30 protein-coding genes and 1 pseudogene are annotated in these 25,772 nt (G+C 63.7%); 4 read left to right on the top strand and 27 right to left on the bottom strand.

Translation table 11 applies throughout. The features are described 5' to 3' along the window. Positions 1 to 100 precede the first annotated feature (100 nt). The 6 genes from ACI2JO_RS14425 to ACI2JO_RS14400 form a co-directional block, all read right to left on the bottom strand. Positions 101 to 1,237 carry a relaxase/mobilization nuclease domain-containing protein gene (locus tag ACI2JO_RS14425; RefSeq protein ID WP_404721329.1) on the bottom strand — a complete coding sequence of 379 codons (1,137 nt, stop codon included), beginning with the start codon at positions 1,235 to 1,237 and terminating at the stop codon, positions 101 to 103. Continuing rightward, positions 1,230 to 1,766, bottom strand: a complete 537-nt coding sequence (locus ACI2JO_RS14420; RefSeq protein ID WP_404721328.1) for a hypothetical protein — start codon at positions 1,764 to 1,766, stop codon at positions 1,230 to 1,232. The genes ACI2JO_RS14425 and ACI2JO_RS14420 overlap by 8 nt, the downstream gene beginning before the upstream one ends. A gap of 300 nt (positions 1,767 to 2,066) precedes the next feature. Continuing rightward, positions 2,067 to 3,002, bottom strand: coding sequence for a ParB/RepB/Spo0J family partition protein (locus ACI2JO_RS14415; RefSeq protein ID WP_404721327.1), 936 nt, complete (start codon positions 3,000 to 3,002; stop codon positions 2,067 to 2,069). Then, positions 3,002 to 3,766, bottom strand: a complete 765-nt coding sequence (locus ACI2JO_RS14410; RefSeq protein ID WP_404721326.1) for a ParA family protein — start codon at positions 3,764 to 3,766, stop codon at positions 3,002 to 3,004. The genes ACI2JO_RS14415 and ACI2JO_RS14410 overlap by 1 nt, the downstream gene beginning before the upstream one ends. Before the next feature lie 13 nt (positions 3,767 to 3,779). Next, positions 3,780 to 3,959 carry a hypothetical protein gene (locus ACI2JO_RS14405; RefSeq protein WP_404721325.1) on the bottom strand — a complete coding sequence of 60 codons (180 nt, stop codon included), beginning with the start codon at positions 3,957 to 3,959 and terminating at the stop codon, positions 3,780 to 3,782. A 326-nt stretch (positions 3,960 to 4,285) separates the two neighbouring features. Continuing rightward, complete coding sequence (locus ACI2JO_RS14400; RefSeq protein WP_404721324.1) at positions 4,286 to 4,681, bottom strand: DUF3768 domain-containing protein; 396 nt, start codon at positions 4,679 to 4,681, stop codon at positions 4,286 to 4,288. A gap of 110 nt (positions 4,682 to 4,791) precedes the next feature. Between ACI2JO_RS14400 and ACI2JO_RS14395 the strand changes: the two genes are divergently transcribed. Further along, positions 4,792 to 5,334: a hypothetical protein gene (locus tag ACI2JO_RS14395; RefSeq protein ID WP_404721323.1), complete on the top strand. Its 543-nt coding sequence runs from the start codon at positions 4,792 to 4,794 to the stop codon at positions 5,332 to 5,334. Positions 5,335 to 5,440: 106 nt separating this feature from the next. Here the strand turns inward: ACI2JO_RS14395 and ACI2JO_RS14390 are convergent, their stop codons facing one another. After that, positions 5,441 to 5,974, bottom strand: coding sequence for a hypothetical protein (locus ACI2JO_RS14390; RefSeq protein ID WP_404721322.1), 534 nt, complete (start codon positions 5,972 to 5,974; stop codon positions 5,441 to 5,443). Between the two features lie 49 nt (positions 5,975 to 6,023). Beyond that, positions 6,024 to 6,188 carry a hypothetical protein gene (locus tag ACI2JO_RS14385; protein ID WP_323810657.1) on the bottom strand — a complete coding sequence of 55 codons (165 nt, stop codon included), beginning with the start codon at positions 6,186 to 6,188 and terminating at the stop codon, positions 6,024 to 6,026. 291 nt (positions 6,189 to 6,479) lie between these two features. Between ACI2JO_RS14385 and ACI2JO_RS14380 the strand changes: the two genes are divergently transcribed. Both ACI2JO_RS14380 and ACI2JO_RS14375 read left to right on the top strand, forming a co-directional pair. Beyond that, positions 6,480 to 6,914, top strand: a complete 435-nt coding sequence (locus ACI2JO_RS14380; RefSeq protein ID WP_066609069.1) for an antitoxin Xre-like helix-turn-helix domain-containing protein — start codon at positions 6,480 to 6,482, stop codon at positions 6,912 to 6,914. After that, positions 6,911 to 7,390 carry an RES family NAD+ phosphorylase gene (locus ACI2JO_RS14375; RefSeq protein ID WP_404721321.1) on the top strand — a complete coding sequence of 160 codons (480 nt, stop codon included), beginning with the start codon at positions 6,911 to 6,913 and terminating at the stop codon, positions 7,388 to 7,390. Before ACI2JO_RS14380 ends, ACI2JO_RS14375 begins: the two co-directional genes overlap by 4 nt. A 43-nt stretch (positions 7,391 to 7,433) precedes the next feature. On the opposite strand, the gene ACI2JO_RS14370 is transcribed toward ACI2JO_RS14375, so the two are convergent. Continuing rightward, positions 7,434 to 7,658 carry a hypothetical protein gene (locus tag ACI2JO_RS14370; protein WP_404721320.1) on the bottom strand — a complete coding sequence of 75 codons (225 nt, stop codon included), beginning with the start codon at positions 7,656 to 7,658 and terminating at the stop codon, positions 7,434 to 7,436. Further along, positions 7,642 to 7,836, bottom strand: coding sequence for a hypothetical protein (locus ACI2JO_RS14365; protein WP_404721319.1), 195 nt, complete (start codon positions 7,834 to 7,836; stop codon positions 7,642 to 7,644). The genes ACI2JO_RS14370 and ACI2JO_RS14365 overlap by 17 nt, the downstream gene beginning before the upstream one ends. A 459-nt stretch (positions 7,837 to 8,295) precedes the next feature. Between ACI2JO_RS14365 and ACI2JO_RS14360 the strand changes: the two genes are divergently transcribed. Then, positions 8,296 to 8,724, top strand: a complete 429-nt coding sequence (locus ACI2JO_RS14360; RefSeq protein ID WP_404721318.1) for a thermonuclease family protein — start codon at positions 8,296 to 8,298, stop codon at positions 8,722 to 8,724. Between the two features lie 174 nt (positions 8,725 to 8,898). Here the strand turns inward: ACI2JO_RS14360 and arsH are convergent, their stop codons facing one another. From arsH to ACI2JO_RS14275, 17 genes and pseudogenes are all read right to left on the bottom strand, one after another. Further along, entirely contained in the window at positions 8,899 to 9,639 is a 741-nt protein-coding gene (gene arsH, locus ACI2JO_RS14355; RefSeq protein ID WP_404721317.1) for an arsenical resistance protein ArsH, read from the bottom strand. Continuing rightward, the gene (arsN2, locus tag ACI2JO_RS14350; protein ID WP_404721316.1) at positions 9,639 to 10,094 is read right to left on the bottom strand and encodes an arsenic resistance N-acetyltransferase ArsN2; all 456 of its coding nucleotides are present in this window, start codon (positions 10,092 to 10,094) and stop codon (positions 9,639 to 9,641) included. The genes arsH and arsN2 overlap by 1 nt, the downstream gene beginning before the upstream one ends. Beyond that, positions 10,067 to 11,131 carry an ACR3 family arsenite efflux transporter gene (arsB, locus tag ACI2JO_RS14345; RefSeq protein WP_404721359.1) on the bottom strand — a complete coding sequence of 355 codons (1,065 nt, stop codon included), beginning with the start codon at positions 11,129 to 11,131 and terminating at the stop codon, positions 10,067 to 10,069. Before arsB ends, arsN2 begins: the two co-directional genes overlap by 28 nt. Continuing rightward, on the bottom strand, positions 11,128 to 11,559 hold the full coding sequence (gene arsC / locus ACI2JO_RS14340; protein ID WP_404721315.1) for an arsenate reductase (glutaredoxin): 432 nt from the start codon (positions 11,557 to 11,559) through the stop codon (positions 11,128 to 11,130). Before arsC ends, arsB begins: the two co-directional genes overlap by 4 nt. After that, positions 11,559 to 12,086 carry an arsenate reductase ArsC gene (locus ACI2JO_RS14335; RefSeq protein WP_404721314.1) on the bottom strand — a complete coding sequence of 176 codons (528 nt, stop codon included), beginning with the start codon at positions 12,084 to 12,086 and terminating at the stop codon, positions 11,559 to 11,561. The genes arsC and ACI2JO_RS14335 overlap by 1 nt, the downstream gene beginning before the upstream one ends. An 11-nt stretch (positions 12,087 to 12,097) precedes the next feature. Continuing rightward, a complete protein-coding gene (locus ACI2JO_RS14330) occupies positions 12,098 to 12,430 on the bottom strand; it encodes an ArsR/SmtB family transcription factor (protein ID WP_404721313.1) in 333 nt (110 codons plus the stop codon). A gap of 98 nt (positions 12,431 to 12,528) precedes the next feature. Then, complete coding sequence (locus ACI2JO_RS14325; RefSeq protein ID WP_404721312.1) at positions 12,529 to 12,942, bottom strand: single-stranded DNA-binding protein; 414 nt, start codon at positions 12,940 to 12,942, stop codon at positions 12,529 to 12,531. Between the two features lie 481 nt (positions 12,943 to 13,423). Continuing rightward, a complete protein-coding gene (locus ACI2JO_RS14320) occupies positions 13,424 to 14,053 on the bottom strand; it encodes a hypothetical protein (protein ID WP_404721311.1) in 630 nt (209 codons plus the stop codon). Positions 14,054 to 14,283: 230 nt separating this feature from the next. Next, a complete protein-coding gene (locus tag ACI2JO_RS14315; protein ID WP_404721358.1) occupies positions 14,284 to 15,231 on the bottom strand; it encodes a DUF2493 domain-containing protein in 948 nt (315 codons plus the stop codon). A gap of 247 nt (positions 15,232 to 15,478) precedes the next feature. After that, positions 15,479 to 15,925 carry a hypothetical protein gene (locus ACI2JO_RS14310; RefSeq protein WP_404721310.1) on the bottom strand — a complete coding sequence of 149 codons (447 nt, stop codon included), beginning with the start codon at positions 15,923 to 15,925 and terminating at the stop codon, positions 15,479 to 15,481. 26 nt (positions 15,926 to 15,951) lie between these two features. Then, on the bottom strand, positions 15,952 to 16,875 hold the full coding sequence (locus tag ACI2JO_RS14305) for a hypothetical protein (RefSeq protein ID WP_404721309.1): 924 nt from the start codon (positions 16,873 to 16,875) through the stop codon (positions 15,952 to 15,954). Further along, positions 16,868 to 17,479 (bottom strand): DUF6927 domain-containing protein, encoded by a 612-nt coding sequence (locus ACI2JO_RS14300; RefSeq protein ID WP_404721308.1) that lies wholly within the window; start codon positions 17,477 to 17,479, stop codon positions 16,868 to 16,870. Before ACI2JO_RS14300 ends, ACI2JO_RS14305 begins: the two co-directional genes overlap by 8 nt. Before the next feature lie 25 nt (positions 17,480 to 17,504). Continuing rightward, positions 17,505 to 18,140 (bottom strand): hypothetical protein, encoded by a 636-nt coding sequence (locus ACI2JO_RS14295; RefSeq protein ID WP_404721307.1) that lies wholly within the window; start codon positions 18,138 to 18,140, stop codon positions 17,505 to 17,507. A gap of 132 nt (positions 18,141 to 18,272) precedes the next feature. Beyond that, a complete protein-coding gene (locus tag ACI2JO_RS14290; RefSeq protein WP_404721306.1) occupies positions 18,273 to 19,196 on the bottom strand; it encodes an ArdC family protein in 924 nt (307 codons plus the stop codon). 140 nt (positions 19,197 to 19,336) lie between these two features. Beyond that, positions 19,337 to 20,584: a hypothetical protein gene (locus ACI2JO_RS14285; protein WP_404721362.1), complete on the bottom strand. Its 1,248-nt coding sequence runs from the start codon at positions 20,582 to 20,584 to the stop codon at positions 19,337 to 19,339. Between the two features lie 327 nt (positions 20,585 to 20,911). Further along, positions 20,912 to 21,391, bottom strand: a pseudogene (locus ACI2JO_RS14280) (ParB/RepB/Spo0J family partition protein); the annotation flags it as partial. Between the two features lie 123 nt (positions 21,392 to 21,514). Beyond that, positions 21,515 to 25,732, bottom strand: a complete 4,218-nt coding sequence (locus ACI2JO_RS14275; protein ID WP_404721305.1) for a strawberry notch-like NTP hydrolase domain-containing protein — start codon at positions 25,730 to 25,732, stop codon at positions 21,515 to 21,517. Positions 25,733 to 25,772 lie beyond the last annotated feature (40 nt).

Here is a 25,772-nt window from a genome sequence, read left to right as displayed (position 1 = left end):
TCATCGGTGCCATTTGCCATTTCCTGCTTTGTTTTCCGAACTGATCATTCAGAATGCGGACCACGCCGGAACGTCGCTGCCTCAAATTTCAAGTCTTCTTCTAACGATCGCGGTCCCGAGGCTTTCGTTCGATCGGGATCGGCGATTGGCCTTCAGCAATATCGCCATGAGTGTCGCGCGATCGACTGCCGGCCGACCCTTCCGCCCGATCGGCAATCATGATCTCCCGCGCACGCTCCAATCGCCGCGACACCGCTGCCGGCATATCGGCCACGAACCCTGCGATATCCTCGGCCAGCGCGCGATCCTCGTCTTTCCCGGTCGCCGCCAGCGCGGCTGCGGCATCTGCGTAAGCCCCCCGGATCTGCTTCTGTCGGCCGAGCGCCAGCACATCCTCTAGCCGACGCTCCGGGTTCTGTGACCGTGCAAACGCCTGCGCCCGCTCCTCAATCAGCCGGTTGAGATCCAACTCCCTCCCCTGCCCGGCTATCCGCGCCTCCAGATGGTGCGCCGGCGACCGCACCCGCTTCTGGACATGGCCGCGCGCGCGCCGCGGCGTCGCTTCGGCGGCGATGCCGCGCTGGCGCAATTCATGGGCGAAGCTCTCGCGCCAATGATGAAGGTCGGCCTTGCGCGGATTGAATCGCGTCCCGTCCGCACCCTGGGCTGCGACGGTCAAGTGGACATGGGGGTTAGCGGTGTCGGTGTGGAGCGCCACCATATAGCTGAACTGCCCTTCGAATTCGACACGCGCGAACGCCTGGACGGCATCATAGATGGTCGCAGCATCGGTCGTACCGCCGGGCATCGACAACACCATCGACATCGAGGTTGGTCGCTCCTTACCATAAGGGTTCATAGCCTGATCGAGCATGTCCCAATCGGCTGCGATCACCTTCAGGCGCTTTTCGTCGGTGATAATCTCGCCTTCGCTGCTCCGAACCTCGAGCTTCCCATGCCGCGAGATATAGCCGAAATGCTCGGCAAGATGCCTGGCGCCACGCTGTTTGCCCGAGATCTTGACCATGACCTCGGGGGCCTTGCGCACGATCCGCTCGAGCTTGGCCCGCGCTTGCGCCGCCGACAGCGCCGGCACGGTATTACTCCCGCCCCTTCCCTTCCCGCCCGAGCGGACCCGCAGCGTCCCCCCGCGCAGGCTGCGCTTGCCCCCGGTCGGCGGTCGCCAGGCTTCCATCAGACTGGGGAGCGGCAGGACGCCGTCGTCATCCTCATTCATCGGCCGTATCCCAATAGGCCATGTCACCCTTGAGCGCGCGGCCGAGCGCGCGCAGCTGATCGGCCACCTCATCCCGGAAGGAAGCGACCCGCGCGGCCTCGCGCGCGAGGTCGAGACGGGAATCCACCATGGTCGCGGCATGCAGCGCATGGACCGCCTGGTTGAGATTGATGCCGATCCGGTTAAGTTCGCGCCAGGACTGCGCGATCATGACCCGGTCGCCACGCGGCGGCGGCGACGTCGCATGCAACCGTCGGCGCAACAGCATCACCAGCCATTCGGTCCGTTTGAGGCCACGCGCATCGGCGGCCGCATCAAGCTGGACGATATCCTCGCGCATGAGCCGAAGCTGCAGCCGGTCAGTCGTGCGCGTCCGAGGCGGTGCCGTCGCGCTCGACGCATCCCCGGCGTCTTCAAGAGCAGCGTCGATCAGCTTGCGCAGGAGCGCTGAGCGTCCGCCGGCGACAGTCGCCTTAGCATCGAAGCGTGCCGCGAGATCATCGGGCAGACGGACGTTGAAGACGGCCATGTCCGCAAGACTATTGTCATACATTGACGGCGCCAAGCCTATCCGGCCCTCACCTAAAACCACTCGTCCTACAGTCTGCTTGAACAGACTCCGGCCCTCTTCACGCCAAGCGTTCCAACCTGGCTTGGCATCCCCAGAAAGAAGAATGTCCGAACGAGACAATCCCCTCTGCCCCGGGAAAATGAAGACAGCCGCGCCCCTGAAGAAGGGGCACGGCTGTCAAAATTGTCTGAAAAGCTCGATCGTTTCGACGCGGAGTAAGGGGTGATTGGATGCGCCCCGACCTGCCCCGCCGATGGTTTACTCCATGGCGATTTCGGCAACAGGCGTTTCGACCTCCTGGCCGTCGTCGAACGCCACCCGAACGCGCTCGGGCAGGATCAAACGTCCTGTCCGCCCACCCACCGTCACCCGAACCGCATCGAGCGGCCGAGGCTGCGGCGGCACCTCCGTTTCGAACATCAACCGTAAACCGGCACCGGCACGAACCGGCCGGCTCGGCGCAGCCCGCTCGGTGCCCTGCCCGTTCGGTAGCGCGGCGACTTCATGCCGACCGGCGACGGGCAGAGCCTCGGATGCCTTGAGCCCCGCGATGAATCGGCCGCCCTCGGCGAGGGTGACGTTCTCATCGCCAAGCCCCGCGACATAGGCGCGCACGGCGTCGCCATGAGTACGGGCAGCCCGGTGGAGGTCGTAGAGCAACCGGATCGGCATCTGGTCGATCGCCGCCCGCAACCAGGGCGCCATGTCGGCACAGGCGGCATAGAGCGATACGAACTGCTTCGAGCGGCCGAGCGCGCGGGCGATCTCCGCCTGGGTAACGCCGGCGCCCAGCATGCGTTCGATCCCGGTCGCCAGATCATGGGGGGTCAGGCCTGCACGCTGATCATTCTCGACGATCTGATCGGCGAGCGTGTCGGCGCGATTCACCACCGCCATCACGATCGCCGGGATGGTCTCGCGCCCGGCAAGGCGCGATGCGCGAAAGCGCCGCTCCCCGACACGGATGACATGAAGGCCGTCGCCATTTTTCGGGGCGACGATGATCGGCTGCAGGACGCCGCGCGCGGCGATCGAGGCAGCAAGATCCTTGAGCTCCGTCTCGTCGAACACGCGCCGCGGATTTTCGGGATCGGCCATGATCCAGTCGAGCGGCAGATCCTCGACGCGCCGCGCGCTGTCGTGGAGACCGACAAGCAGTCCGAACTCTTCGGCGCGCTGATCGAACTTGCCCATCACGCCGCACTCAGATGACGGACGTCCATCCGACGCACGATCTCGGCCAGGATCGGCCGGATTTCGTCAGCCGCAGCTTTTGCGCCGCTGCCGGTTTCGCGCCAGACCGGATGATGCTGTTCGGCCGAATGCTTGTAGGTCGGCCGCGCCTTGATGAAGGCAGGGAACATCAGCTTCTCGCCAACCGCGCGGGCGAGCTTGACCGCATTGTCCATTTCGCGGCGGTCGAACGGATTGACCATCGAGGGCAGCAGCCCGAGAAATTCGACCTTGCGCCCGCCGCGTGCGCCTTCGGCTTTTTTGAGCGCGGTGAGCAGCATCTTGGCGCATTCGATCGAATCTTCGGCGACCTGGACCGGCCCGATCACCGCGTCGGCCACCGCCATCGCGCTCAAGGTCAGCTCGTCCCATTTGGGGCCGGTATCAATGACAATATGGTCGAAATGGGCACCAAGAGCAGGGAACCGGCCGAGGAAATCGCGGACATCCGCAGCCGCCTTGACCATCTGCAGGCGCTGATCGGCGGCGAAGACCGTGATCCCGGGCGCATCGGTAAGCTCGAGCCGCGCCTCGGGATCGAACAGGTCTGCCGAGAACCACCCAGTTCGCTCGCTGGCAAGCCGGCGTGTGGAACTGCCCTGCGGATCAAGGTCGAGAAAGGCGACGCGATTGCCGCCTTGCTCGGCCAGATACCAGGCGAGGTGCGTGGCGAGGAAGGTCTTGCCGACCCCGCCCTTCAGCAGGCTGACGACGATCGTCTTCATGGTCGCCGGACCCTCACGATTCATAGTCGTCGGGACCATCGCGCAGATTGCGCTCATAATGGTCGCGCGACGACCAGTCGCCACCGCCGCCGATGCCGGGTCCGACATAGCGGAACAGGTAAACGGTGATCGCGAAGCAGACGAAAGCGAACAGAAACGCATGGTCTGGATGACGGGAAAAATAATCGGCCACAACGGGTCTCCTTGGCATGTTTCAGGGGCATCGATCTGTCCCCTCACCGCAGCAAGACGCGGCCGCTCTCGCCGCGCAGCCTCCCCTCTCATGACGGGGAGCAAGGCCCGATGGGACGTCCGGGCGGCACCGCAGACAGTCTGCTCAAGCAGACTTTTCAGCCATCCCCCCGCTCAGGGGGGATGGCCGGGGTCACTCGCCAGGGATGGGAAATCTGGTCTGCCGACGCCGGGCTCAACCGGGTGACGCAAAGCGATCCACGCGGGCGGCACCGGCGAATTCCTTCGGTAAAATGGTGGCCCCGACAGGGTCGGGGCCATGATCGCTCAATATTCGTGGGTGAGAAGTAGCGTCAGCACGCGGGTAGTGACGTCGGGATCTGCCGGGTCAGGCGATCCGTATGTCAGTGCGCGATCATAATAATCGATCTTCCAGTACAGGGCCTCGCCCGCAAACTCGAAGCGACCGAAATCACGCTCCCCATGCGGATCGACGTCGGGACCAAAGGCGTCATAGTCGCGCACGGTGCGCAGCAGTTCGGCGCGGCGCTGGAACCCGCGAAACAGGCTGGTATCGCCGATTAGGTCGGCGACCCCGGCGGTCATGACCACCTGGTTGACGCCTAGGCTGTGGATGGACTGGCGCAGGGCATCATTGAGCCGCGCGATGGTCGCAATGCGCTGGTCTGCGGATAGGACTTTGTCATTCTGGGGGTCGGCCATGACGTTTGACTTTCCAAGCTGTGTCAGACCCCGCCGATCGGGGCCTTCCGACAGGCGACAGGACCGCCGGGGCATAGCGCGCCCGCGCACCCGACAGGGTCGCAACGGATGTGGAGAAGCCCGGCACCGGGCTTGCGCTGGCAAGTGCCGCGGCGAGGACGCCAAGCCAGGAAGGGATTGTCGGTGCGGCGGTCAAAGGGAATAAGGAACGGCATGGCCGACTTTTCAGACATGTTGCTGGACGCGCGAGCCAGGGCTTCGCTATCCTTGCGATCATGACAGACACCGCCCGGATCATTGCCCTTTGGCCACGCTGGACATCGAGCGTCGGCGCGATGCAGCAACTGCAGATTCAGGTTCGTACCCGGTGCCGGCGCTGCGGTGCCCTGATGCGCGCCGATCTCGACGAACTGGTCGCCCGCTATGGCGGGAGTGCGTCGTTGATCGATCGCCAGGAGCGATGCCGCATGGTGGCATGCGATGGCGCGACCTTCTACCTGGCCGCCCGGCGCTACGGTGGACCATGGCGCGTTCTGCTGGACGATGCGGCCCTGCGCGAGGGGCTGACAATATGCCCACCAGCCCATCTCGCCCTTGGGCGAGCAGCCCCTTCAGCCGATATCGCAGGGGTGCTGGTGCCGCAGTGCCGTTGATACCTTACCACGGCAGGGATCGTGACCCGCATGGGCCGAGACCCGGCACGGGGCTCGGGGCGTCAGCCTAGAGCCCGGCCCGGTGCAACCGGGGCCGCCTGACCACTCAATCCGCTTTCGCAACCTTGAGATCACCGAACAGGCGAAGCAATATCGCGTCCAAGGTTGAGACCTTCTCGAACCTGGTTATCCGGACCTTGCGATAGCCCGGCCGCGCATTCTTCTCGCCCTCCGCCGTTCCCTTGCTATGTTTGGCAACGGCGAACGCACTGATGTCGGGAAGAGGCTCACCCGTCCCCGCGCCGAACCACAGATAATGATCGAAGAGGAGATCCGGCGTCACCACGATCCAGAGCACGCACCCGCTCGGCTTCTCCATCAGCTTGAGGCTGATCTTGACCTCATCGGTCTTGCCGCCGACGATTTTGGTCTTGAACTGGATATGGCGGGTTACGCGACCTCGGGCCATGACCAGATCATAGCCGCCCGCGTCGAATTCGGAGCGCAAGACCTCGACGTCGGTCACACCCATTTGCCACAGGCGGCGCAGCGCTTCCCCGACAAAGACATGCTCGACGATGCGTTCCCGCAGGGTCGAGTGAATGAAGTGCGGATTCGCTTCCTCGGTCAGATCGTCCAATCAGCGCTCGCACAATAAGGGCGGGGGCGGATGCCCCCGCCGGAAGGTTTCAGCTGAACGGATCATATTCGTTGATGACGACCACGTCGCCGTCAAAGTCGTCGGCGGTAATGACGGCGAACTGGTTGCCGATCCCGATGACCATCGTTGCGATCATCAGGGTCTTGGAGAGGCCGAGTGCGTGTCTGCGGGCGATCTTGATGTCTGTGAACATGTCGAGGCTCCTTGAAAGCCGGCGGGTTCATCCCCGCTCGACTGGCGCCCGAAGTGTTCGGTGGGTGGCCGCGATCATTTTTTGCCGCAGGCCAAAAGCCGTAGCGAAGCGACCGGACCCTTTACGGGTTGATCGCATTAGGCCGCGCGCCGGACCAAGGATTGCGCCTCAAAGAGCAGGGTGAAGCTGCCGGCCGGAAGAGGTCATGGCCCGACCGGACAGATATTACCGGTTGCTTGTGTTTGCCTCATATGAGACATATATCTGCATCAGATGAGGCAGGAGCAGCAGATGGCGAGCCAGCCCGTGACAATCGAGACCCTGCTTGGGGTTGCGCCCCGCAAGGGCGACACGCGCCTGGGGCTGAGCTATTCGATTCTCGAAGGCCTGCCGGTCGGCGCACTCGACCATCTCGCCGACACCGTCGCGCCCAATGACAGCCGCTTCAAGTTCCGCCTGATTTCCAAGGCGACGCTTGATCGCCGCAAGAAATCGGCGTCCAAGCGCCTGACCAGCGAGGAAGGCGACAAGCTGGCGCGGATCGCCAAGGTGTTCAGCTTCGCGCTCGATATCTATAAGGATCCCGCCAAGGTCCGCGACTTTCTCGGCCGCGCGCACCCCATGCTCGACAACAAGCCGCCACTCGACGTGGCGCTGGCGACGGGTCCGGGAGCCGATGTCGTCATCAACCTGCTGGGACGGGCGGCGTATGGCGGCGGGGCGTGAGCGCCCAGATCACCGACCGCGTGCTGACCTGTTTTCGGATCGGCGATCCTGATGGCGCGCATCCGATCTATGACAGCGAGGGCGCTCGGCTCTATCCGGGACGGTGGAATACCGCGGCTAGCCCGATCATCTACACGTCAGAACATTATTCGACGGCGATGCTGGAAAAGCTTGTCCACGCGAACACGGTAATGCCGCCCAACCAGCATTATATCCGCATCACGATCCCCAACGGCGTCAGCTACGAAGTCTTCCCGACCGCGAAATTCTCCGGGTGGGACGGCAAGCGCGAAGACATCAGCAAGGCCTTTGGCGAGGCGTGGTTCGCGGCAGGGCGCTCGGCGCTGTTGCTGGTGCCTTCGATCCCGGCGCGGGTGGAACGCAACATCCTGATCAATCCAGCACATCCCGACGCGCAAGCCATCAGCTTCGAGCTGCCCGAACCAATCTGGTGGGATGACCGGCTCTACGGCTGATCGTGCCTTACCGGCATATTGGGATTATACCTTCCCAATTGCCTTATCCGCCGACAGCCGGTCCGCCGGCGTTGAGAAGCTGCGAAACCGCCGTGACGATCTGGCCGATCGCAAAGGGTTTGGCGATCAGCACGCTGTTGGGGACGCCGTGCGATGTCCATTCATGGCCGCTCGCACCCGACATATAGATGATCGGGATATCCGCCGTGCGTTCGCGAGCGCGTCGTGCGACGTCCCAACCGGTCAGTTTCTTAGGCGCAAGGTTCACATCGGTGACGATCGCCCGGATGACCGGATGACAGGATCGCCTTTTCCAACTGTGCGATGGCATCCTCGGCCGTGTGTGCTGCCACCACGGTGTAGCCGGCATCTTCCAGACCCGAGACGACGATCTCTTCGATCAGCGTCTCGTCCTCCACCACCAATATGAATATGTCGTTGGTCAAAACCGGTCCGTGCCTTGGAAAGTGGGATCGCCGTGTCGCTTTCCCGAAACGACGTCAGATTCCCAACGCATTTGGTGGGTGAAATTATCCCCAATCGTCGCGATATCTCCAGAGCCATCATGCTCGGCGTTACCCAGGCCCTATATGGGTGGCTCGCTGGATCTCGACACTTGATAGATGTTCGTTCTTTGTTCTATTCTGTGGCCATGCTCCGAGTCGATGAAGACAGTCTGGCCCTCCACCTCGAGGTGTCGCTCGCCACGGCCGAACCGGCCCTCGTCACCGATATTGGGTGTGGCGATACCGTTGCACGACGCCGTGCAACGGCGGAGTTGGCGCGACACCTGGCAGTGCGTTTGCGCTGCTACGATATCCTCGCCGACGAGCCCGCTACGAGGTCGGATACATTGCCGCTCTTCCCTGAAGCATGACGCACGCCACCTCCCGGATTGAGCGCTGATGCTCGCTGTATTCCTGCTTGCTGTGGCGGTTGTGCCGAGCGGCCAGTCGTTCATCTGCACGCCCGTCAGGGTCTGGGACGGCGATGGCCCGATCTGGTGCCGCGAGGGACCACGGATTCGGCTCGCTGGAATCGCGGCGCGGGAGATCGATGGCTCGTGCCGCAGGGGGCACCCCTGCCCGCGCGCCAGCGGCATTGCTGCGCGCGACACGCTGGTGCGGCTGCTCGGCGGCGCGAGAGGTCGAACCGGAACCGGCCACATTCTGGTTGCAGGACCAAGGCTCCGGTGCCGATCGAACGGAAATGCGAAAGGCAATCGCACCGGCGCCTGGTGCACAGCGCCCGTCATCGGCGATATCAGTTGCGCCATGCTTGCCACCGGCGTGGTGCTGCGCTGGAACCGCTATGCGGTAGGCCACTGTCGCTGAGGTGACGCGGAACGGCGAATAGCGAAATCCCGCCGCTCCTCGGGTGTCCGAAATCTACCGACAGATTTCGGACACCCTGATTCACGACACGCCTGCCTTCGATGCCGTCATCGAGAGCATCGCGACCCTCCAGAACCAGCTCAATACAACAGTTCCGTAAGGGCGTGCTTCGGGTCAGCTGACGGCTTGCGTCGCGAGATCCTTGTCCGCATCGCGCCTGAGTATCGCTGCTTTGCGCTCGGAATAACGATCGACGAGCTGATCGGCATGGCCGCGCGTGAGGGTCGTGAAGCGAACGAGCTCCTCCATCACATCGACGATCCGGTCATAATAGCTGGATGCCCGCATCCGGCCGTCCTCGCCGAATTCCTTGAAGGCCATGGCGACACTCGACTGGTTGGGGATGGTGATCATCCGCATCCAGCGGCCGAGCAGCCGCAATGTGTTGACCGCGTTGAACGACTGCGAGCCGCCGGACACCTGCATCACCGCGAGGGTCCGCCCCTGGGTCGGGCGCTTGCCGCCGAACTCCAGCGGCAAATGGTCGATCTGCGCCTTCATGATGCCGGTGATCTGGCCGTGCCGTTCGGGACTGCACCACACCATCGCTTCCGACCACAGCGCATGCTCGCGCAGCTCATGGACCGCCGGATGATCGTCACCCTCGACCTGATCGGGCAACGGCAGATCGCTCGGATCGAATATGCGCACCTCGGCGCCGAACAGGATGAGCAGGCGGGCCGCCTCCTCCACCGCAAGCCGGCTGAACGAACGCGCGCGCAGCGAGCCATAGAGCAGCAGGATACGCGGAGGTGGATTGAGAGGACCAAGACCCGCCGCCAGATCATGCCGGACCATCGCGTGATCGAGCGCCGGCATGAGATCGGGATCGGGAAGTGTACGCAGTCGGGACATCAGCAAATCCGTTTGAAAAGAAAAGCGGCGCTCGCAGGGCAAAGCGAGCGAAACTCCGCGCTGTCGGTGATCTCCGCCGGCGCGGAGGCGCGGGGTATCGGGGCATATCCAAAGCGGCCGAAAAAGGACTCAGCCGTCGTGGTCAGCAGATAGACGCAGGTCGCGCCATCATCAGCGGCCGCGCGTTCGAGCGCGGACAGCATGGCGCTCCCCAGACCCGCGCCGCGGCGCGCCTCCACGACGATGAAGGAGCGCAGCAAACGATCGGCTCCAGCGCCTTCTACGCCGCCATAGCCAATCAGACCGTCCTCATCGTCGAACCTGTAGAAATGACGGCCCGGCGCTGCGATATCGCTCGCCGGCAGTCCTGCTTCCGCCAGCACCTGCGCAAGCGCGGCCAGCTGGTGAAGTTCGACGCGCGTAGCGATCATGTCGTAGCCCGCTGCTCGTACCATGGCCGCGTCGCCTTCACGATATGCACGACCGAGAGCATTACAGGCACCTCGACGAGGACGCCGACGACCGTCGCCAGCGCAGCGCCCGAGTTGAGGCCGAACAGGCTGATAGCAGCGGCAACCGCGAGCTCGAAGAAATTGGACGCGCCGATCAGCGCGGCAGGCGCGGCAACGCACCAGGCCACGCCGAACCGGCGGCTCAGCCAATAGGCGAGGCCCGCATTGAAATAGACCTGGATCAGGATCGGCACGGCGATCAGCGCGATGACGAGCGGATGGGCAATGATCGCCTCGCCCTGAAACCCGAACAGCAGCACCAGAGTCGTCAGCAGGGCGACCAGCGATACGGGGCCGAGCATTGCGAGCAGGCGATCCAGCGCGGGCTGGCCGCCGGATGCCAGCAGCACGCGCCGCGCGATCTGGGCGACGATGACCGGCACCACGATATAGAGCAGAACCGAAATCAGCAGCGTGTCCCATGGCACCGCGATCGAGGCGACGCCGAGCAGCAGCCCGACCAGGGGTGCAAAGGCGAAGACCATGATGATGTCGTTCAGCGCCACCTGGCTGAGCGTATAGGTCGGCTCGCCCTCGCAGAGGTTGGACCAGACAAAGACCATGGCCGTGCACGGCGCGGCCGCCAGCAGGATCAGCCCGGCGATGTAAGAGCTCACCTCGCCCGCAGGGAGCAGCGGACGAAACAGCCACCCCAGGAAGACCGTGCCCAGCAACGCCATGGAAAAGGGTTTGACCGCCCAGTTGATGAAGAGCGTGACGCCGACTCCTTTCCAGTGCTGGCGCACCGAACCGAGCGCACCAAGGTCGATCTTGAGCAGCATCGGAATGATCATCAGCCAGATCAACGCCGCCACGACGAGATTGACACGGGCGATCTCGGCCGCGGCGATAGCGGCGAAGAGGCCCGGCAGCGCATAGCCGAGCGCGATACCGACGATGATGCACAGCGCCACCCAAAGGCTCAGATAGCGTTCGAAACCGCTGATCGCCGGTTTGGTCGGCGCGTTCGCAGCGCTCATCCCTCGATCCTCTTGCCGGCGGCATCGGTGACCCGCTGGCCATCCTCCTTGGTGAAAGCGCCGCGCTGTCGGCTCGGCAACAGTTCGAGCACTTCCTCGGACGGTCGGCACAGCTTGACGCCCAGCGGCGAGACGACGATCGGCCGGTTGATCAGGACCGGGTGGGCGATCATGGCGTCCAGCAATTCGTCATCGCTCAACGCGGGATTGGCGAGGCCGAGCTCATGATAGGGTGTGCCCTTCTCGCGCAGCAGATCGCGGGGCGTGATCCCCATGCGCCCGATCAGCGAGGCGAGCCGCGATCGGTTCGGCGGCGTCTTGAGATATTCGATAACATGCGGCTCGATGCCGGCATTTTCGATCATCGCGAGCGTGTTGCGCGACGTTCCGCAATCGGGATTATGATAGATGATCACGTCGATCGGCATCACGCAGCGTCCCCGCGACGAGTGCTCGCGCCTTCGGCCTGGCCGATTTCACGAACATGGGCGCGTAACGCCAAGGCGTCGAGCCGGTCGAACGGCAGCGCGATGAACAGCTTAATCCGATTTTCCAGATAGCGCAGCGCCGTCACGAACGCTCGTTCGCGCTCGATCGTCGGGCCTTGGACATGGCTCGGATCCTCGATGCCCCAATGCGCCGTCATCGGATGACCTGGCCAGATCGGACAGGTTTCGCCGGCCGCGTCGTCGCAAACGGTAAACACGAAATCCATGGCGGGCGCATCGGGGCCGGAGAATTCATCCCAGCTTTTCGATCGTAGACCGGCGATCGGATACTCGATCCGCTCCAGGAGAGCGATCGCGTCGGGGTTGATCGCACCCTTGGGAAAACTGCCTGCGGAAAATGCGCGAAACCGGCCCTCTCCCAATTTCGTCAATGCACTCTCGGCGAGGATCGAGCGCGCGGAATTGCCGGTGCACAGAAACAGGACATTATAAATGCGGTCAGACATGAGAAGCTCCGTCAGCAGCAGGGAATAAGCTCGGCGATCAGCGGTTCGCACAGCTCTGCTCTCCCCCCGCAGCAGTCCTTGACGAGGAACAGGGTGAGCGCCTTGAGCTGGTCGAGATCGGCGCGGTAGATGATATGGCGGCTGTGGCGCTCGGCCCAGACCAGACCGGCGCGAGCAAGGCCGGCAAGATGCGAGGACATCGTATTCTGGGGGATGTCGAGCTGGCGGGCGACGTCCCCGGCGGCGAGGCCGGCGGGCTCATGGCGCACCAGCAACCGGAAGGCGTCAAGCCGCGTACTTTGCGCCAGTGCGCCAAGAGCATCGATAGCAGAATCATTATCCATATATCGACATTATTGGATATGTGGATTTACTGCAACCGCCCTCAAGCCGAAGACAGCAAAAAGGCCCGGTGGCTGATGCCACCGGGCCTTTGCGGCTCTCAGAAGGGAATGTCGTCGTCATCCACCGAGCTGTCGTTGCCACCCTGGTCGCCGCTCGCGGGCTTGGCGCGGGTGAGGAAGGTCACCTCGTCGGCGATGATCTCGACGCCGTAGCGTTCGATATTCTCGTTGTCGGTCCAGCGGGTGTAGTGGATGCGACCGCGCACCATTACCTTCATGCCCTTGTCGACATATTGTTCAACGGTCTTGCCGACGCCGTTGAAGCAGGTGATCCGGTGCCATTCGGTATCTTCGACCCGACGGCCATTGTCGTCCTTGATGATCTTGCCGTTGCTGTCCCGCTTGGGGCGCGAGGTCGCGAGGCTGAAATGGGTGATCTTGGTGCCGCCCTGGGTGGTGCGGGCTTCCGGCGTGGCGCCGACATTGCCGGCGAGGATGACGAGGTTCTGCATGTCGAGGTTCCTTTTTGGGTGCCAAAGGGACCGTCCCTTCGACTGACCCCCGAAAAAGGCGGGCATGGGCGGTGCCTCCACCGGAGCGCGTCAGCAGCGCAGGGGAACCCCGACACAAGGGGTGGTGCGGGCAGCCGTGGCACACGGCAACTCGGCCCGAAGGGGAGCGGGTTGGAGGCACCGAACGACCGACTTAGGGATCAGGTCAAAAAGAAGGGATGGTCACTTCGGTTCTATGACACCAGGAACCGGTGCAGAAACCCCGCCCCACCGCTGCGACAATCTACGCCCCGCAGAGCCCTCATAACCGCTGAACGGCACATTCCCCCATTTCTGACCCGTCCGCAGCGAAGCGGCGATGCCCGGTACGAGAAAGGAGGTGATGGCTCTGTCGTCCGTGTTACGGCATGGTCACCCCCGGCCTCAACGGGAGCGAAAAATCCGTCGTCGATCAACGCGCCGGGCTGCCATTGGAGCGCGGTTATGCGATCTGCGCGTGGATTACGGCAAGGAGACGGTCGACGCACAGCGAGGCGTCCGTCACATCGAAAGGTGAAGCCCTGCCCCGGAACATCGCGTCGATTTGATGGCGGCTATAAGCAGGCGAAAGGATAGCCGCGAGCTGCGGCAATTCCGGTGGGAAGCCCGACAGGCCCGTCGCCACGGCAAGCGCCAGGGCCTTTTCAAGGTCATGCCGAATATGGACGCGGTTCCAGTCGTCGGCATAGCCCGCCTGCATCAGATAGGCTTTGAGGCTGAGTTCGATCGCGATCGCCAGCGAATGCGCGGCGATCGCCGGAGCAACTCTCACCTTGTCGGCCGCCCCTCGGGCAAAACTGGCGGCATTGTCCATGAACGTGGCGATTAGCGCGGAATCGACGATCCCGGCAAAGCGCCTCGCGGCATCATCGAGCGTGGCGGCCGGCAGCCCGATCAGCCAGCGCGGTCCTCCCATATTGCGCAGACGGCGCAAATGCGCCGAACCGGGTTCATCGGTGTCGGTGCCGGCCGACCAGCGCAAGAGCAACGCGGCCTTCCAGCAGCGGCCATGGCGCTGTCGGAATGCAAGCAGAGCGCGCAGTTCCTCATCATGCAAATCGCGCATCATCATCTCTCTCTCATTTGTGGCAGGGCGACGGCCGGCGCGGCGTGAGCAACGCGGCGGATGGCTGATGGACACTGAAATGGATCCGCGCTGCGGACACGGCCGACGGATTCCGGCGCTATTCAGCCAAACCAAACAGGCCTCGGCCCCCTCCCCTCTCGCTGGCGGGAGTTCCGATGGGACAACCGTAAGCAGAGCCAAAAAAGGGGCCGCCGGCAAACCGGCGGCCCGCGGCTTCAGCCCGCACCGCGACGAGCAGCTGAAGGAGGGCTTCCCAATGGGCCGCGACGATCAACGACCCGGAGTCCCCGAGCCTTGGCTTCGATGACAAGCCGCTCCGTCACGCCATTGCCCTGGAAGGCGATCACGAACCTCGGCTTGAGCGAGAGCATCTGCTCGTTACGACGAAAGCCAGCGCGATCTCCGAGTTTGCGATCGAGACCGAACCGCACCTGCTGGATGCCATTCTGCTCGGCCCAGGACGCTGCAAGCCGTTCGATACCCTTCATATCGCCGCCATGGACGAGATACATGTCGCCGACATGGGCGCGAACCTTGTTGAGGGTGGCCAGCAGGTTATCGGCGAACGTCTTCATATCTTCGTCGTTGGCGAAGGTGAGGCGGCCACCGGCGAACACAACGGGCGTACCCTGCGCGGTATTGGCGTTCAAAGCCCGCTCGCGGCGCGCCCGCAGGAAGGCATGGCCATCGACGATCCCGGCGGTGACGCCGAGCGAAATGCGGTTGCCGGACGATGGCACCCACGACCTCCCGGTCTCCCGGATATAGTGCGCGGCGGCCACATCGCGCATGATCTCGAAGGCGCCGGCGGATTCCTCGACCTTCTTGGCGAGATCGATCTTTTCCTCCAGATTGGCCGTGCTGATTTCGGAGCCGTCCTGTTCGGCGAGGAGCAAGCGAATGTCGTCGGTCAACCGGTCGACCAGCCCGTATTTCTTGGCGGCGGCGCGGTGGAATAGGTTCACCAGCCCCCAGCCCAGATCTTCGATGTCACGCTCGATCGACGTGTTGCTCATCGTTGTGAAGAGATCGCTCCAGATTGCGGTAACGGTCTGTTCCAGCGCCTCGGTTGGTGGCGGCGCCATGCCACTCAGGTCTTCAGCGCGGGGTTCGAGGTGCCCTAGCTCCAGTGCCGCGAGTGCGGCTGCAAGCGATGTGGACATGATGATAGCGAGCCTTTCTGTCTGTGCCGGCGGCCTCTCCGCCGGATGCGCATCCTCCGGGCGCTCGCAAAAGAGGGGCTGGCACCGAGGCACAGCCGAGGGAAACTCGCGAACAAGGGGTGGTGCGGGCAGCCGTGGCACACGGCAACTCGGCCCGCCGTTCGCGGGTTGCCAGCGCCTCGCGGGCGCCCATATGCAGCATCCTCTGGCGGGGAGGTGTCGTCACAGACCGGTTTTCGCTTTGTCCTCAGCCTGTGCCGTCGATCCGGAACGGGGGTATCTCCAATTCCGCCGCCGCGAGATGCGAGAGCACCGCCGCGTAGCTGCCGAGACCGCGCACCGTTTCCGCCGAGATCAGGATCTCGTCATCGTCCGACGCGCTGAAACTCCGAACGGTCGTGCCGTCAAAGACCACCCGCTCCGGGCCGAACGCCCCAGAAGCGCCGCCCGCCCAGCGGGCGAAGACAAGGGCATGATCGACACAGAAAGTCTCGATCGCTTCGAACCGGCCCCAGGCAACCTCATGGTCGGCCAGGTACAGGGGAACGCTCGGATCGAGATCGTCGGGGTCGAACGCGGTGCCCTCCCAATCCGTGAAGGCGCCGTCGCTCTCGACGGCAGCGCAAAAGCCGGGAAGGAGGTCAGGGGACAGCGATCCGCCGATGCGGATCGCGACAGAAACGCGATCGGCCATAACAGTCTCCGTAGCTAGTGAGGGGGTCAGTCTGCGGACTGACCACGGTGGAATGCGTCGAGCCAGCGCGCCATCGACATGCGATGCTCGACGGGCTTGCAGGCTTGCGCCGCCTGGAATGCGACCAGCGCGAGCGGTGCATCCGCAACGATCCGATCAACCTCGCTCGGCGAAAGAAGGCCGTGCTGACGGATATAGGCGGTGATATTGCCCGGTCTCGGTGTTGCCCCGCCGCGCCCGACAACGGGCTTGCGCCACAGGCCATCGATCGTGCGCAAGCGAGGTTTTGCGCGAGCCTCCATCAGAACGATGGTGCGAAGTTCATCCTTAGAGAGTGCATCCACTTCGTGCGGCCGCATCGCGGGACAGAAGAAACAGGAGGATTTGGACGGTACAGGCAGGCCCGCACGCTCAATGCGTGTAATGCAATCCGCCCGGGTCCAGCCCAGTTCGCGAAGGGGATAACGATAGTCATAGCGAGGGTCGGCATATCCCTCGGCGTGCGCGTAGCGACGCTGATCGGCACTGGAACAGTCAAAACCGATCAGTTTGACGACACGTCCGCCTTCTCCCCAGCACCGTATCGCAGGCGCCCATTGCGCCGTCCATTTGTCCTGCGGCGCCACCTTCCATTTGAGCGAGCACGACCCCCGCCCAAATGCCTTGGAGGGCAGGGTAGCGTTGGTCAGCATGTTGGTGCCCAAGCTATCATAGGGCGGCCAATGCTTGAAATTTCGTGGTTCGTAGCGGACGATATCGGACGCCACATCGTGACGGTCCATCCAACGACGAAAGACCGGGATGAACGCATAGGTGTCGGTCTTCTCCGAACCGGTATCGGCGAACAACACCATATCGATCGGCTCACCTAGTTCGACGAGCTCGATGATCATGGCGGTGGAATCGACCCCCGCACCCCAGGCCGCGATCACCGGCGCGCGCTCAACCATCGGTCGGATCCTTCGGGACGATGGCCGGGTTGATAAGCCGGTATGCGCGCGTCCTGAGCTTTGTAATCCGGCACACGGCGCCGGTTATGGGATCGCGAAATAGCGGGGCCTTGCCCCTCGGATTGGCAATGACCGTGAAGCGGGCGCGATCCTGGCCGTCATTGAAACGGATGGACTCGTCGAAGACGATGGTCTGTCCCGGCTTCGGGACCGGCTTCGCGCGTTCTAGCTTGCGGCGAACAAGGTTGGCACGGCAGCGTGCGCGCCATTCGGAGGCATAGGCGTTGTCGGTCTCGGTCAGTTCATCGAGAATGGCAGCAGGGCAGTCGCTTTCGCATGGTCCCATCGTTTCCGTCATGTCTTTGTAGCCGAACGTGCAGCCGTCGCGCGCGCCGGTGCTTTGCCGGGTCAGGCACACGACGGCGAAGACGGCCCGTGCGCCGGACGCCTCGATCCGTTCGCACGCTGCATAATAGGTAGATCCGACCATCGAAGACGCGAGAACCGTGAGACGATGGTCTGCGTGCGCATAGGTAAACTGGTTGTCGAGATAGGAGCGCGGAGTGGCGTAGCCACCCATATCGCGCATGAAGAGCCAACCCATTGGAGATCTCCTGCTATTGCGGGGTTCAGGCGGCAGCCGCGAAACGCACCGCGCCGATATCGCCGAGCATGCCGGCAAGCCGGCGCTGGAACGCGGCCACGTCGACTAACTCGATGATCGGCGCGCGGTGGGGCTTGCCGATCTCCTGCCCGTCACGACAGCGGCTGATCGAGACCTCGCTGTCCGGAAGAAAGCCGCGCGGGACCACGCGAACGGCGAGTTCCGCGTGGCGCAGCTCCGTCGTGCCGTCTTCGTGATCGGCCCCCAGGATGGTGTTGATACGGGCGTCGTCCATGTCGAGGCCGATTGCCGTCACGAGACGTGTAAGCGCGCGGCGCGCCTGATAGTGGAAGGTCCGTTTGGCGTGATAGTTTCCGCCGACGCTCTTTCCGGCAATGTCGAGTAGCGCTGGTGCGGCGTCGACCGCCAGGCGATCCGCTTCGCAACGAAGGCGAAGGGCGGCCGCGCTGGGCGCATAGCGTTCGGCAATGTCTGCCAGATGGCGGATGAGGAGAAGGGTTGCCGCGTCGCTGGCAACAGGCTTGCCAGCACGCTGACAGTCGTCGACGGCGGCGTTGAGGGCGTGGAGCGCCGCCGGCAGATGGTCCAGGCCGGCGGGGGAAAGGGCCTGATTGTGGCGGTAGAGCGTATCGTAGAACATGGGAGCCTCCTTCTGAGCGCTCTGGCGCGCTCAAAAGGCCGAAGGCGTCCTCTCCTCCCCCCTCCTTGCGGCAGCGGAACGCTACGGCGAACCGGCGGGAGGCGCCGGGGTCGGGGCGGGCGATCGCCGCGATCATGCTGCTTCACGGATCTGTTCCTTGGCTTCATCCGACGTGGCGAGGCCCGTTGCGCGGAGCAGAAAGGCGGCCGCCGCTTCGGCTTTTGCGGCAGCCGTCATGATGGCGCGGGAATCCTTGCGCAGCACCGCGAGCCACGAGCCGATATATGCTGCATGATCGTCGATATGGGCGGTCGGGAGGCCAAGATCCGCGCCGAGCAGGGCGGACGTCATCTCGGCGCAAAGCTCTTCGAAAGCATAGGCGTTGTCGCCGAATTTCCTGCCGAACTCCCGGTCGAGCCGGTCAGGATGGCCGGTCCAATGCCCTGCCTCATGCGCCAACGTCGAAGCGAAATACGCGCGGGTAGAAAACAACGCGACGGGCGGCATCGTGATGCTGTCGGCAACGCGGTCGTAGAAGGCGCGATCGCCGCGCTGGTGAACCCTCGCCGGAAGGGCATCGAGGAAGCGCTGCGCGCGATCCGGTAGCTCGTCGTCGGGAGCGACGACGCTGACGGGGCATGGATAAAACTTCTCCGGCAGCCCCTCAATCTGGTCGGCATTGAAGACGGCATAGGATCGCAGCACGCGGCGCAGTTCGTCCGTGGCATCGCCAGTGACGGGTGACTCCACGGTCTTACTGTAGGATTTGTAGAAGATGGCGATTTGCGACCGCTCGCCTTCGCGGACTTGGCCGCCCAACGCCTGTGACTGCTTGTAGGTCATCCAGGTGCGCGAATGGTAGCCGGCGCTTTCGGCGCAGAGCCACAGCCAGAAGCAATTGATGCCCTTATACGGGTCACCGGTCGCGCGAAGGGGACGGCCGCCAAGGCCAGGCCGCCACGGCTTCACCCAAGGGCGTATGCCGGATTCGAGCTTGTCGATAATCGCGTTTGTGATGGTGTCGGCGGGCGACGGTTTATCGGTGGTCTTTGCCACGGCAAGTTCTCCTGATCTGGAAGAGGCGTGCTCCGACCAGCACCCTTCCCTCAGAGAGGCTGCCGTCGGGGCACAAAAGGAGGGGCGACACTCCGCGAAGAGTGCCGCCCCCAAGTCGCCTCGAACCGTGCAAGCAGGCGTCAGGCCGCCTCGCTCAAATCCTCCTGACCGTCTTGCGTCGCGTCATCAGGGTCCACCTCATCGTCACCATCGTCGCCGGGATCGACATCATCGCCCTCGTCGATGAAGGTCGAGCGCAGCGCGATGGTCTCGGGCTTTTCGATGGCATCGAAGCGCATCGCATCCGGCAGCCAGGCCGCCGCCTTTTCGCGGACCTCGGCCTCGACGATCCCCTGCCCGTCGCAAAGCGCTGCGCAGGTCGCGGCAAGGTCGCCCTTCTTGGCGTCCTTGTAGCGGCCGCGCAGGATCGGCCCGCCGATGTCCTCAAGCGCGTCGAGCATGACATCCTTTTTGACGCGGCCGAAGAAGTTCTCAGCCGTGGGGCGCCACCAATGCTCGACCTGAATGTCGAGCGCGCGACCAAGATGGTCATGGAACCCATTGGACCGTCCGCCCTCGGCAACGTTCAGGCTCGGCTCAAGCGTGCGTGCGATCGAGAAGGCCACCCAACTGCCGCGAGCCTCGTCGTCGAGAGCACGAAAGGCGTCGAAACGTTCCGTCATGGTCTTGTGACCGGCCCAGCTCGTATCGAGACGCTGGCGCTGATCCTCGATGGCCTGCGACGCCATCGACCCTTCGTCGCGGAAGCCGAAGATCGGGAATTGCGCACCGCTGGACTTGAGCGTCGAGTGATTGCGGACGTAGTTCTGCTCGAAGACGACATTCTGCGCCATCAGGAAGATGGTGAGGTCCAGCGCCAGCGCCGCATCGCTGGCGATGTGGGCGACGAGGATCTGTCGCCGCTGGGTCGCCAGCTCGTCGATCAGCGTAGCACTGAGTTTGGGTCCATGGTCGATGTCGCCGGCGCCGTCGTCACCGTTGCCACCGCCCGTCACCTTGGGCGAAGCATTCGGATCGACAACGGGCTTTTCACTGAACATGCGGGTGTGAACGCGGGCTTCGCCATCACCGCCGATATAGACAAACGTCCCGATCTGCGCCCGGACCGCCGGATCGATCTCGCAACGGGATTTCTCGATGCTTTCAAGTTCCCGTTCGATTTCGTCGAGACGATCGTTCGCGACCTCGGCTTCCGCCGTCCCATCGGTCAGTTCGCCTTCAAGCTGCTCGACGAGTTGGTCATTTTCGGCCGAAAGCGCTTCGATACGCGCGCTTTCCGCTTCGCTAAGCGGACGCGCGGGCGCGTGAAACTCGTGAAGCTGACGCTCGAGATCATAGGGAACGTGGGTGGCCGCGATCGGCGTCACGAAGGCAAGGCCCTCGGCCTGTGCGAGTTCGGCGGCGGCCGCCTCCAGCTTTTTGCCGGCAAGATCTTCGAGAAGATCGACGTCGATCCAGTTCTCGTCCCCCTCGGCGGCAAAGAGATCACCTTCGATGCGGCCGCCTGCCGCGATATAGGCATCGCGACCGATGAACCGCGCCTTGGCATCGTTCGCCTTGATCGTCCCGTTGAGGACCGCACGCCGGATGTTGTCGGGCTGATCGCCATAATAGGAGGTGCTCATCTGTGCGAACACGCGAGCCTGACGATCGATGTCGCTCGTCACGGCATAGGCCTGAGCGACCCCCAGGGTGATTTCGCCGGCGGCGAGAGCCTGGAACACGCTTGGTGCAAGCTCGGCAAGCCGCACCCGCTGCTCGACGAAGCGGGTGGTGACGCCCTGTCGCTTGGCAACGTCCTCGGCGGTCATCCCCTTCTGGATGAGGAAGTTGAACGCGGTGCTTTCATCCGCCGGGTTCATCGGAACGCGCTGAAAATTCTCGGTGAGGCTCGCCTCGACCGAGTTGTCGTCGTCGGTAAGGACGAGGACGGGCACGACATGGTCGACGGGCAGAGTGCCCTGTTCGATCAGGCTCTGGAGTGCGCGCAGCCGGCGCCCGCCCGCCTTGACGGTGAAATGGCCCGCTTTCTTGAGCGGGGTAACGATGAGATTCTGCAACAAGCCTTGCGTTGCGATGCTGGCGGCTAGGGCGTCGATACCGGCCTCACGGCTCGATTTGCGGACATTGTCCTTCGACAGCGAGAGGTTCTTGACCTTCACGGACTGGATCATCTTTCGTCTCCATCTGGAACTGGCGCGCCGCCTCGACGGTCACGCGAGCCTGCTCATCAGGCCCACAAAGCCGAAGGCCCCCTCCCCTCTCCTGCGCTGGGCGCGGAGAGAGGAGCTGGATCGTCAGGCAGTGATGCGCTCGATGACGGCAGCGGCAGTCGCGACGGGAACGAACATCCGCGTCCTGTGCTGGATGATGTCGGTAAAACAGCCGGCCGCCTTGAGTTCGGCAAGCCGCGTGTGCGGCCAATCGAGCAGTTCGAGGCGCTGCTGGCCGGCGACCAGGCTGCGCTTGAGCCGGTAGGGTCCGACGGACGATATCTCGCCGCTGGTCATCACATGCTTTGCGGTATCGTCGCCTGACACGGTGATGGCGGCGTTGATCCCGAAGGCGTCCGCGAGCTTCGACACCAGCGGTGCAGGAACGATCCGGCCGAGGAAAGACTGACCGTCATCGGTGTTCAGGCGCCAGACCTGGACATGATCGTCGGGCAAGCGATCCCAGACCGGCAGGAGCAGGCCCGCGACCAGATAGAGCGTGCTGGTGCGGGTCTTGTCACGCATCTCCTCTACCTCGGCCTGCCACAGCGCCGCAAATTCCTCCTCGCTGGTCTCTTCCCACATTGTTTCCAGAAGCAAATCCTGCCGCATCCGCTCGGAACGGGTCGGCCGAACCAACTCGTAGCGGCGAACGATCTCACCATCGTCATCGGTGAGCGAATAGGTGGTGCACCGGATCGCGGCCCTGCCGGACTTGCGATTGACGATCGGGCGCGAGTCGTCGCCGAGCATCCGCAACGCACGGTCGAGCGAGACCGGCTTGTAGCGCTCCTCCGTTTCGAGGCGCAGAATCTCGGTTTCTGCGCCACTGGTCTGGTCGCGCCGGATGACCGTGCGATCAAGGATCGTGATGCGTTCGGCATTGATGCTTTCAACGCCGAGATCGAGCGTGCCGGCTTCGCGCGCCGCTTCGATCCGGGCCTCAATCAGGCCGAGATATTCATCGAAGATCGCATTCTGCAACGCGATGCGCAGCGCGAGAATGCGATTAAGCCAGCGCTGGATGGGCGGCAGCTCCTCCTTCAGCCCGCCGCCTTCGCCCTCCAGCTCAAGTCCGGTCAGGGTCTGAAATTCGCCAAGCGTGGTCGAGCGCAGTTTACCGTCGGCAAGCAGGCGGAACCATGTTTCGAGGGATTCCTTGGCATAGTCGCTTTCGAGATTGTCCCGCGGGTCGAACAGACCTTGGCCGCCTGTCTGACGCTGGCCTCGCGTCAGGGCACCAAGGCTATCGAGGCGGCGGGCAATCGTCGAGATGAAGCGCCGCTCGCCGCGGCAGTCGGTCGATACCGGACGGAACAGCGGCGCGGTTGCTTGGTGCGTGCGATGGGTGCGGCCGAGACCCTGGATGGCAGCGTCAGCGCGCCAACCGGGTTCGAGCAGATAGTGGTTGCGGCGCGACTGGTTCTCGGCGGTGAGACTCGCGTGATAGCTGCGCCCGGTGCCGCCTGCATCGGAAAAGATCAGGATTTTCTTCTCGTTCCGCATGAAGGCGTCGGTCTCGGCAAGGTTTGTTCGCGGCGAACGGCTCTCGATTCGTTGGCGACCGTGCGCGTCGATGACGATGCGCCGGCTGCGTCCCGTCACCTCGGCGACGGCATCGGTCCCGAAATGCCCGATGATATGATCAAGGGCGGACCCCACGATCGGCAGGGAGCAGAACCGCTCGACGAGATTGTCGCGCATCTCGAGCGCTTCCTGGCTGAAGATGGGACGCCCGTCCTCGTCGGACATCGGCTCGGACCGCGTCTTGCCGGTGTCATCGACGAAGGTCTTCATCTGACGGATGGGAAAGGCGGCCGTAAGATAGGACATGACGAACTCTTTGGGTGAAAGCTCTATATCCAGGTTCGCCCGGTCCTCGGCATTCAGCGCGGCCAGTGCCCGGTTGAGCATCGCCTCGGACGTCGAGACGAGCTGGATCACGACGCTCTCGCCCCGGGCCAGATCGGCGCGGATTGCCGGGATCAGCGACGGCAGCTTCATGCCGATCAGGATCTGGCCGAAGAATCGCTGCTTGGTGGATTCGAAGATCGACAGTGCCGCGGCCTTCGCGCCGCTGTTGTAGGTGTCGTTGGAGAAACTGTCCGTCACCCGGGTGGCATCGAGCGCGGTGCGTAAATTGGCGTGGATGATCGCCCACGCATCGGCATAGGCGTCATAGACCTCGACCTGATCGGGCGTCAGGCGATGTTCGAGGATGTCATATTCGACACCGGCGAAACTGAGCGCCCTGGCGACATAGAGGCCCTGCATTTTCAGGTCGCGGGCGATCAATTCCATCGCCGCGATCCCGCCACGCCGCAAACTGTCTACGAAGGCGCGGCGATCGGCGAAGGCGGTGGTCGGACCCCACAGGCCAAGCCGGGTGGCATAAGCGAGATTGTTGACGTCCGACGCGCCGGTTGCCGACACGTACAGGACGCGGGCGCGAGGCAGCAGGTTCTGCAGGCGCATGCCGGCGATGCCTTGATCGGAGCCGTCCTTGGTGCCGAAACGGCCTTCGCCGCCGGCGACACCCGCCATTTCGTGCGCCTCGTCGAACACCATCATGCCGTCGAAATCATCGCCGACCCAGTCGAGGATCTGCTGAAGGCGAGTACCCTTGTCCCCCCGGTTGGAGCGGAGCGTCGCATAAGTGAGGAAGAGCACACCCTCGGCCGCGCCTACGGCCGAGCCCAGTTTCCACTGATTGAGATGCTGGATGTCGAGCGCGAGACCGCCGACCGCGGTCCAGTCGCGACGTGCGTCCTCCAGCAGTGTCTCGGTCTTAGATATCCAGATGTGCTTGCGGCGCCCGCGTAGCCACTGGTCGAGGATGATGGCGGCAACCTGACGGCCCTTGCCGGCACCCGTGCCGTCGCCAAGGAAGAATCCGGTCCGGTAAGGGCGACCGTTCTGGTCCGGCGTGAGCGACAACCCTTCCTCGGCCGCCTTGAACAGACCGGAGATGTCGCGCTCGAAAGCGTCACCGGCGTAGATCAGGGTTTCGAGCTGAGCGTCGGACAGCACCCGGGTGTCGACTACACCGGCCGGCAGCTTCGGAACGTAAGACGGCCGCGGTGCCGTAATCGAGCCCATGGCGATCGATTCCACCAGAGCGGTCGGATGCGCGGATGCACAGGGAATGGCGATCCGGCTTGGCCGATACGGCAGGTACACCCCCACCGCCTCACCGGTCGGTACGGGTGCAGCAAAGACGGTGTAGCCGATATCAAGCGCATTGAGAGATTGGGCGGTCGTCGCGATCGGGGCCGAAAGCCGGGGTCTGCTCGAAAGACCGCCGAGCAGGGATGCGCGCGCACGGGTTAGTGCAAGGCGCGCTGGGGAGAGTCTCGGGGTTTCCGTAACGCTGGCCGCGGAAGCGCTGATCGTCGCGAGCGCTTCGGCGAGTGAGTTGCACCGAACGACGGCGACGTCATCCTGGAAGCCTTTTTCCAGAACGATGAGCTTCACGATCTGGCTGGTGCCGTGTTTGGCATAGGCATTGGCGGGCAGTTCGACGTGGAGCGTGATCGCACAGCCCTCGGTTGCCTTCGCCCAGGCGCGGCTCGATGTATCCACGCGATCGGGAAGGATAGCGGCGCAGCGCCCCCCGGCATCAAGCCGTTTCAGGGCGGCGCGCAAGTGGCGGAACGCGGCAAGCGGGTCGGCATGTCGACCGATGCTGCGAGAAAAGGGCGGGTTGATGAGCACTGCGGTCGGCCGGATCGACAGCGGCAGCAGATCGTGGATGAGTTCGCCATCGTGGCGACTGACCGGTGCGGTGGGGAATGCTGCCTGGAGCATCTCGGCACGCGCGGTATCGATCTCGTTGAGGACAAGCTTGGCGCCAGCGCGCGCGGCGAAAACGGCGAGGAGCCCGGTGCCGGCGGAGGGCTCCAGGACGGTATCGGCTGTAGTGATGCGGACGGCGAGTGCGGCAAGGTAGCCAATCGCCGCCGGTGTCGAGAATTGCTGGAGCGCGATCTGTTCTTCGCTGCGCACAGTATGCGTCGGGAGGGATGCGGTGAGCGCGGTCAGGGCCGCAAGGCCCTCGGCGGGTTCTTGCGACAGGTCAAGCGTGGCGAGGTGCAGAACCTGGGCCAGCTCCAGAACATCATAAGCATCGCGGAGTGACCAATGCCCGTCAGCAGCAGTTGAACCATAGGCGGTTTCCATCGCCCGGAGCAGGCCAGGCCGGTCCACGCTGTCGCCTTTGCGCAGCAGGGCATAGACCGCGTTTGCGGCGGTAATGGATGGTTCGGTGAAATCGAGTTCGAGAGCAGCGGCTGAGGTGCGCATTGTAGGCCTCCATCTTATCGTCCGGTGCCCATCACCGGAT

Source organism: Sphingomonas sp. NPDC079357 (assembly GCF_044901155.1).
Lineage (GTDB): Bacteria > Pseudomonadota > Alphaproteobacteria > Sphingomonadales > Sphingomonadaceae > Sphingomonas.
This window is presented reverse-complemented; position numbering and strand designations above follow the sequence as displayed.

Excerpts from the sequence above, each read along its gene's own strand:
- ACI2JO_RS14425 (WP_404721329.1), bottom strand. The coding sequence starts at position 1,237 with ATGAATGAGGATGACGACGGCGTCCTGCCGCTCCCCAGTCTGATGGAA.
- ACI2JO_RS14420 (WP_404721328.1), bottom strand. The coding sequence starts at position 1,766 with ATGGCCGTCTTCAACGTCCGTCTGCCCGATGATCTCGCGGCACGCTTC.
- ACI2JO_RS14415 (WP_404721327.1), bottom strand. The coding sequence starts at position 3,002 with ATGGGCAAGTTCGATCAGCGCGCCGAAGAGTTCGGACTGCTTGTCGGT.
- ACI2JO_RS14410 (WP_404721326.1), bottom strand. The coding sequence starts at position 3,766 with ATGAAGACGATCGTCGTCAGCCTGCTGAAGGGCGGGGTCGGCAAGACC.
- ACI2JO_RS14400 (WP_404721324.1), bottom strand. The coding sequence starts at position 4,681 with ATGGCCGACCCCCAGAATGACAAAGTCCTATCCGCAGACCAGCGCATT.
- ACI2JO_RS14385 (WP_323810657.1), bottom strand. The coding sequence starts at position 6,188 with ATGTTCACAGACATCAAGATCGCCCGCAGACACGCACTCGGCCTCTCC.
- ACI2JO_RS14380 (WP_066609069.1), top strand. The coding sequence starts at position 6,480 with ATGGCGAGCCAGCCCGTGACAATCGAGACCCTGCTTGGGGTTGCGCCC.
- ACI2JO_RS14360 (WP_404721318.1), top strand. The coding sequence starts at position 8,296 with ATGCTCGCTGTATTCCTGCTTGCTGTGGCGGTTGTGCCGAGCGGCCAG.
- arsH (WP_404721317.1), bottom strand. The coding sequence starts at position 9,639 with ATGTCCCGACTGCGTACACTTCCCGATCCCGATCTCATGCCGGCGCTC.
- arsN2 (WP_404721316.1), bottom strand. The coding sequence starts at position 10,094 with ATGGTACGAGCAGCGGGCTACGACATGATCGCTACGCGCGTCGAACTT.
- arsB (WP_404721359.1), bottom strand. The coding sequence starts at position 11,131 with ATGAGCGCTGCGAACGCGCCGACCAAACCGGCGATCAGCGGTTTCGAA.
- arsC (WP_404721315.1), bottom strand. The coding sequence starts at position 11,559 with ATGCCGATCGACGTGATCATCTATCATAATCCCGATTGCGGAACGTCG.
- ACI2JO_RS14335 (WP_404721314.1), bottom strand. The coding sequence starts at position 12,086 with ATGTCTGACCGCATTTATAATGTCCTGTTTCTGTGCACCGGCAATTCC.
- ACI2JO_RS14330 (WP_404721313.1), bottom strand. The coding sequence starts at position 12,430 with ATGGATAATGATTCTGCTATCGATGCTCTTGGCGCACTGGCGCAAAGT.
- ACI2JO_RS14325 (WP_404721312.1), bottom strand. The coding sequence starts at position 12,942 with ATGCAGAACCTCGTCATCCTCGCCGGCAATGTCGGCGCCACGCCGGAA.
- ACI2JO_RS14320 (WP_404721311.1), bottom strand. The coding sequence starts at position 14,053 with ATGATGATGCGCGATTTGCATGATGAGGAACTGCGCGCTCTGCTTGCA.
- ACI2JO_RS14315 (WP_404721358.1), bottom strand. The coding sequence starts at position 15,231 with ATGTCCACATCGCTTGCAGCCGCACTCGCGGCACTGGAGCTAGGGCAC.
- ACI2JO_RS14310 (WP_404721310.1), bottom strand. The coding sequence starts at position 15,925 with ATGGCCGATCGCGTTTCTGTCGCGATCCGCATCGGCGGATCGCTGTCC.
- ACI2JO_RS14305 (WP_404721309.1), bottom strand. The coding sequence starts at position 16,875 with ATGGTTGAGCGCGCGCCGGTGATCGCGGCCTGGGGTGCGGGGGTCGAT.
- ACI2JO_RS14300 (WP_404721308.1), bottom strand. The coding sequence starts at position 17,479 with ATGGGTTGGCTCTTCATGCGCGATATGGGTGGCTACGCCACTCCGCGC.
- ACI2JO_RS14295 (WP_404721307.1), bottom strand. The coding sequence starts at position 18,140 with ATGTTCTACGATACGCTCTACCGCCACAATCAGGCCCTTTCCCCCGCC.
- ACI2JO_RS14275 (WP_404721305.1), bottom strand. The coding sequence starts at position 25,732 with ATGCGCACCTCAGCCGCTGCTCTCGAACTCGATTTCACCGAACCATCC.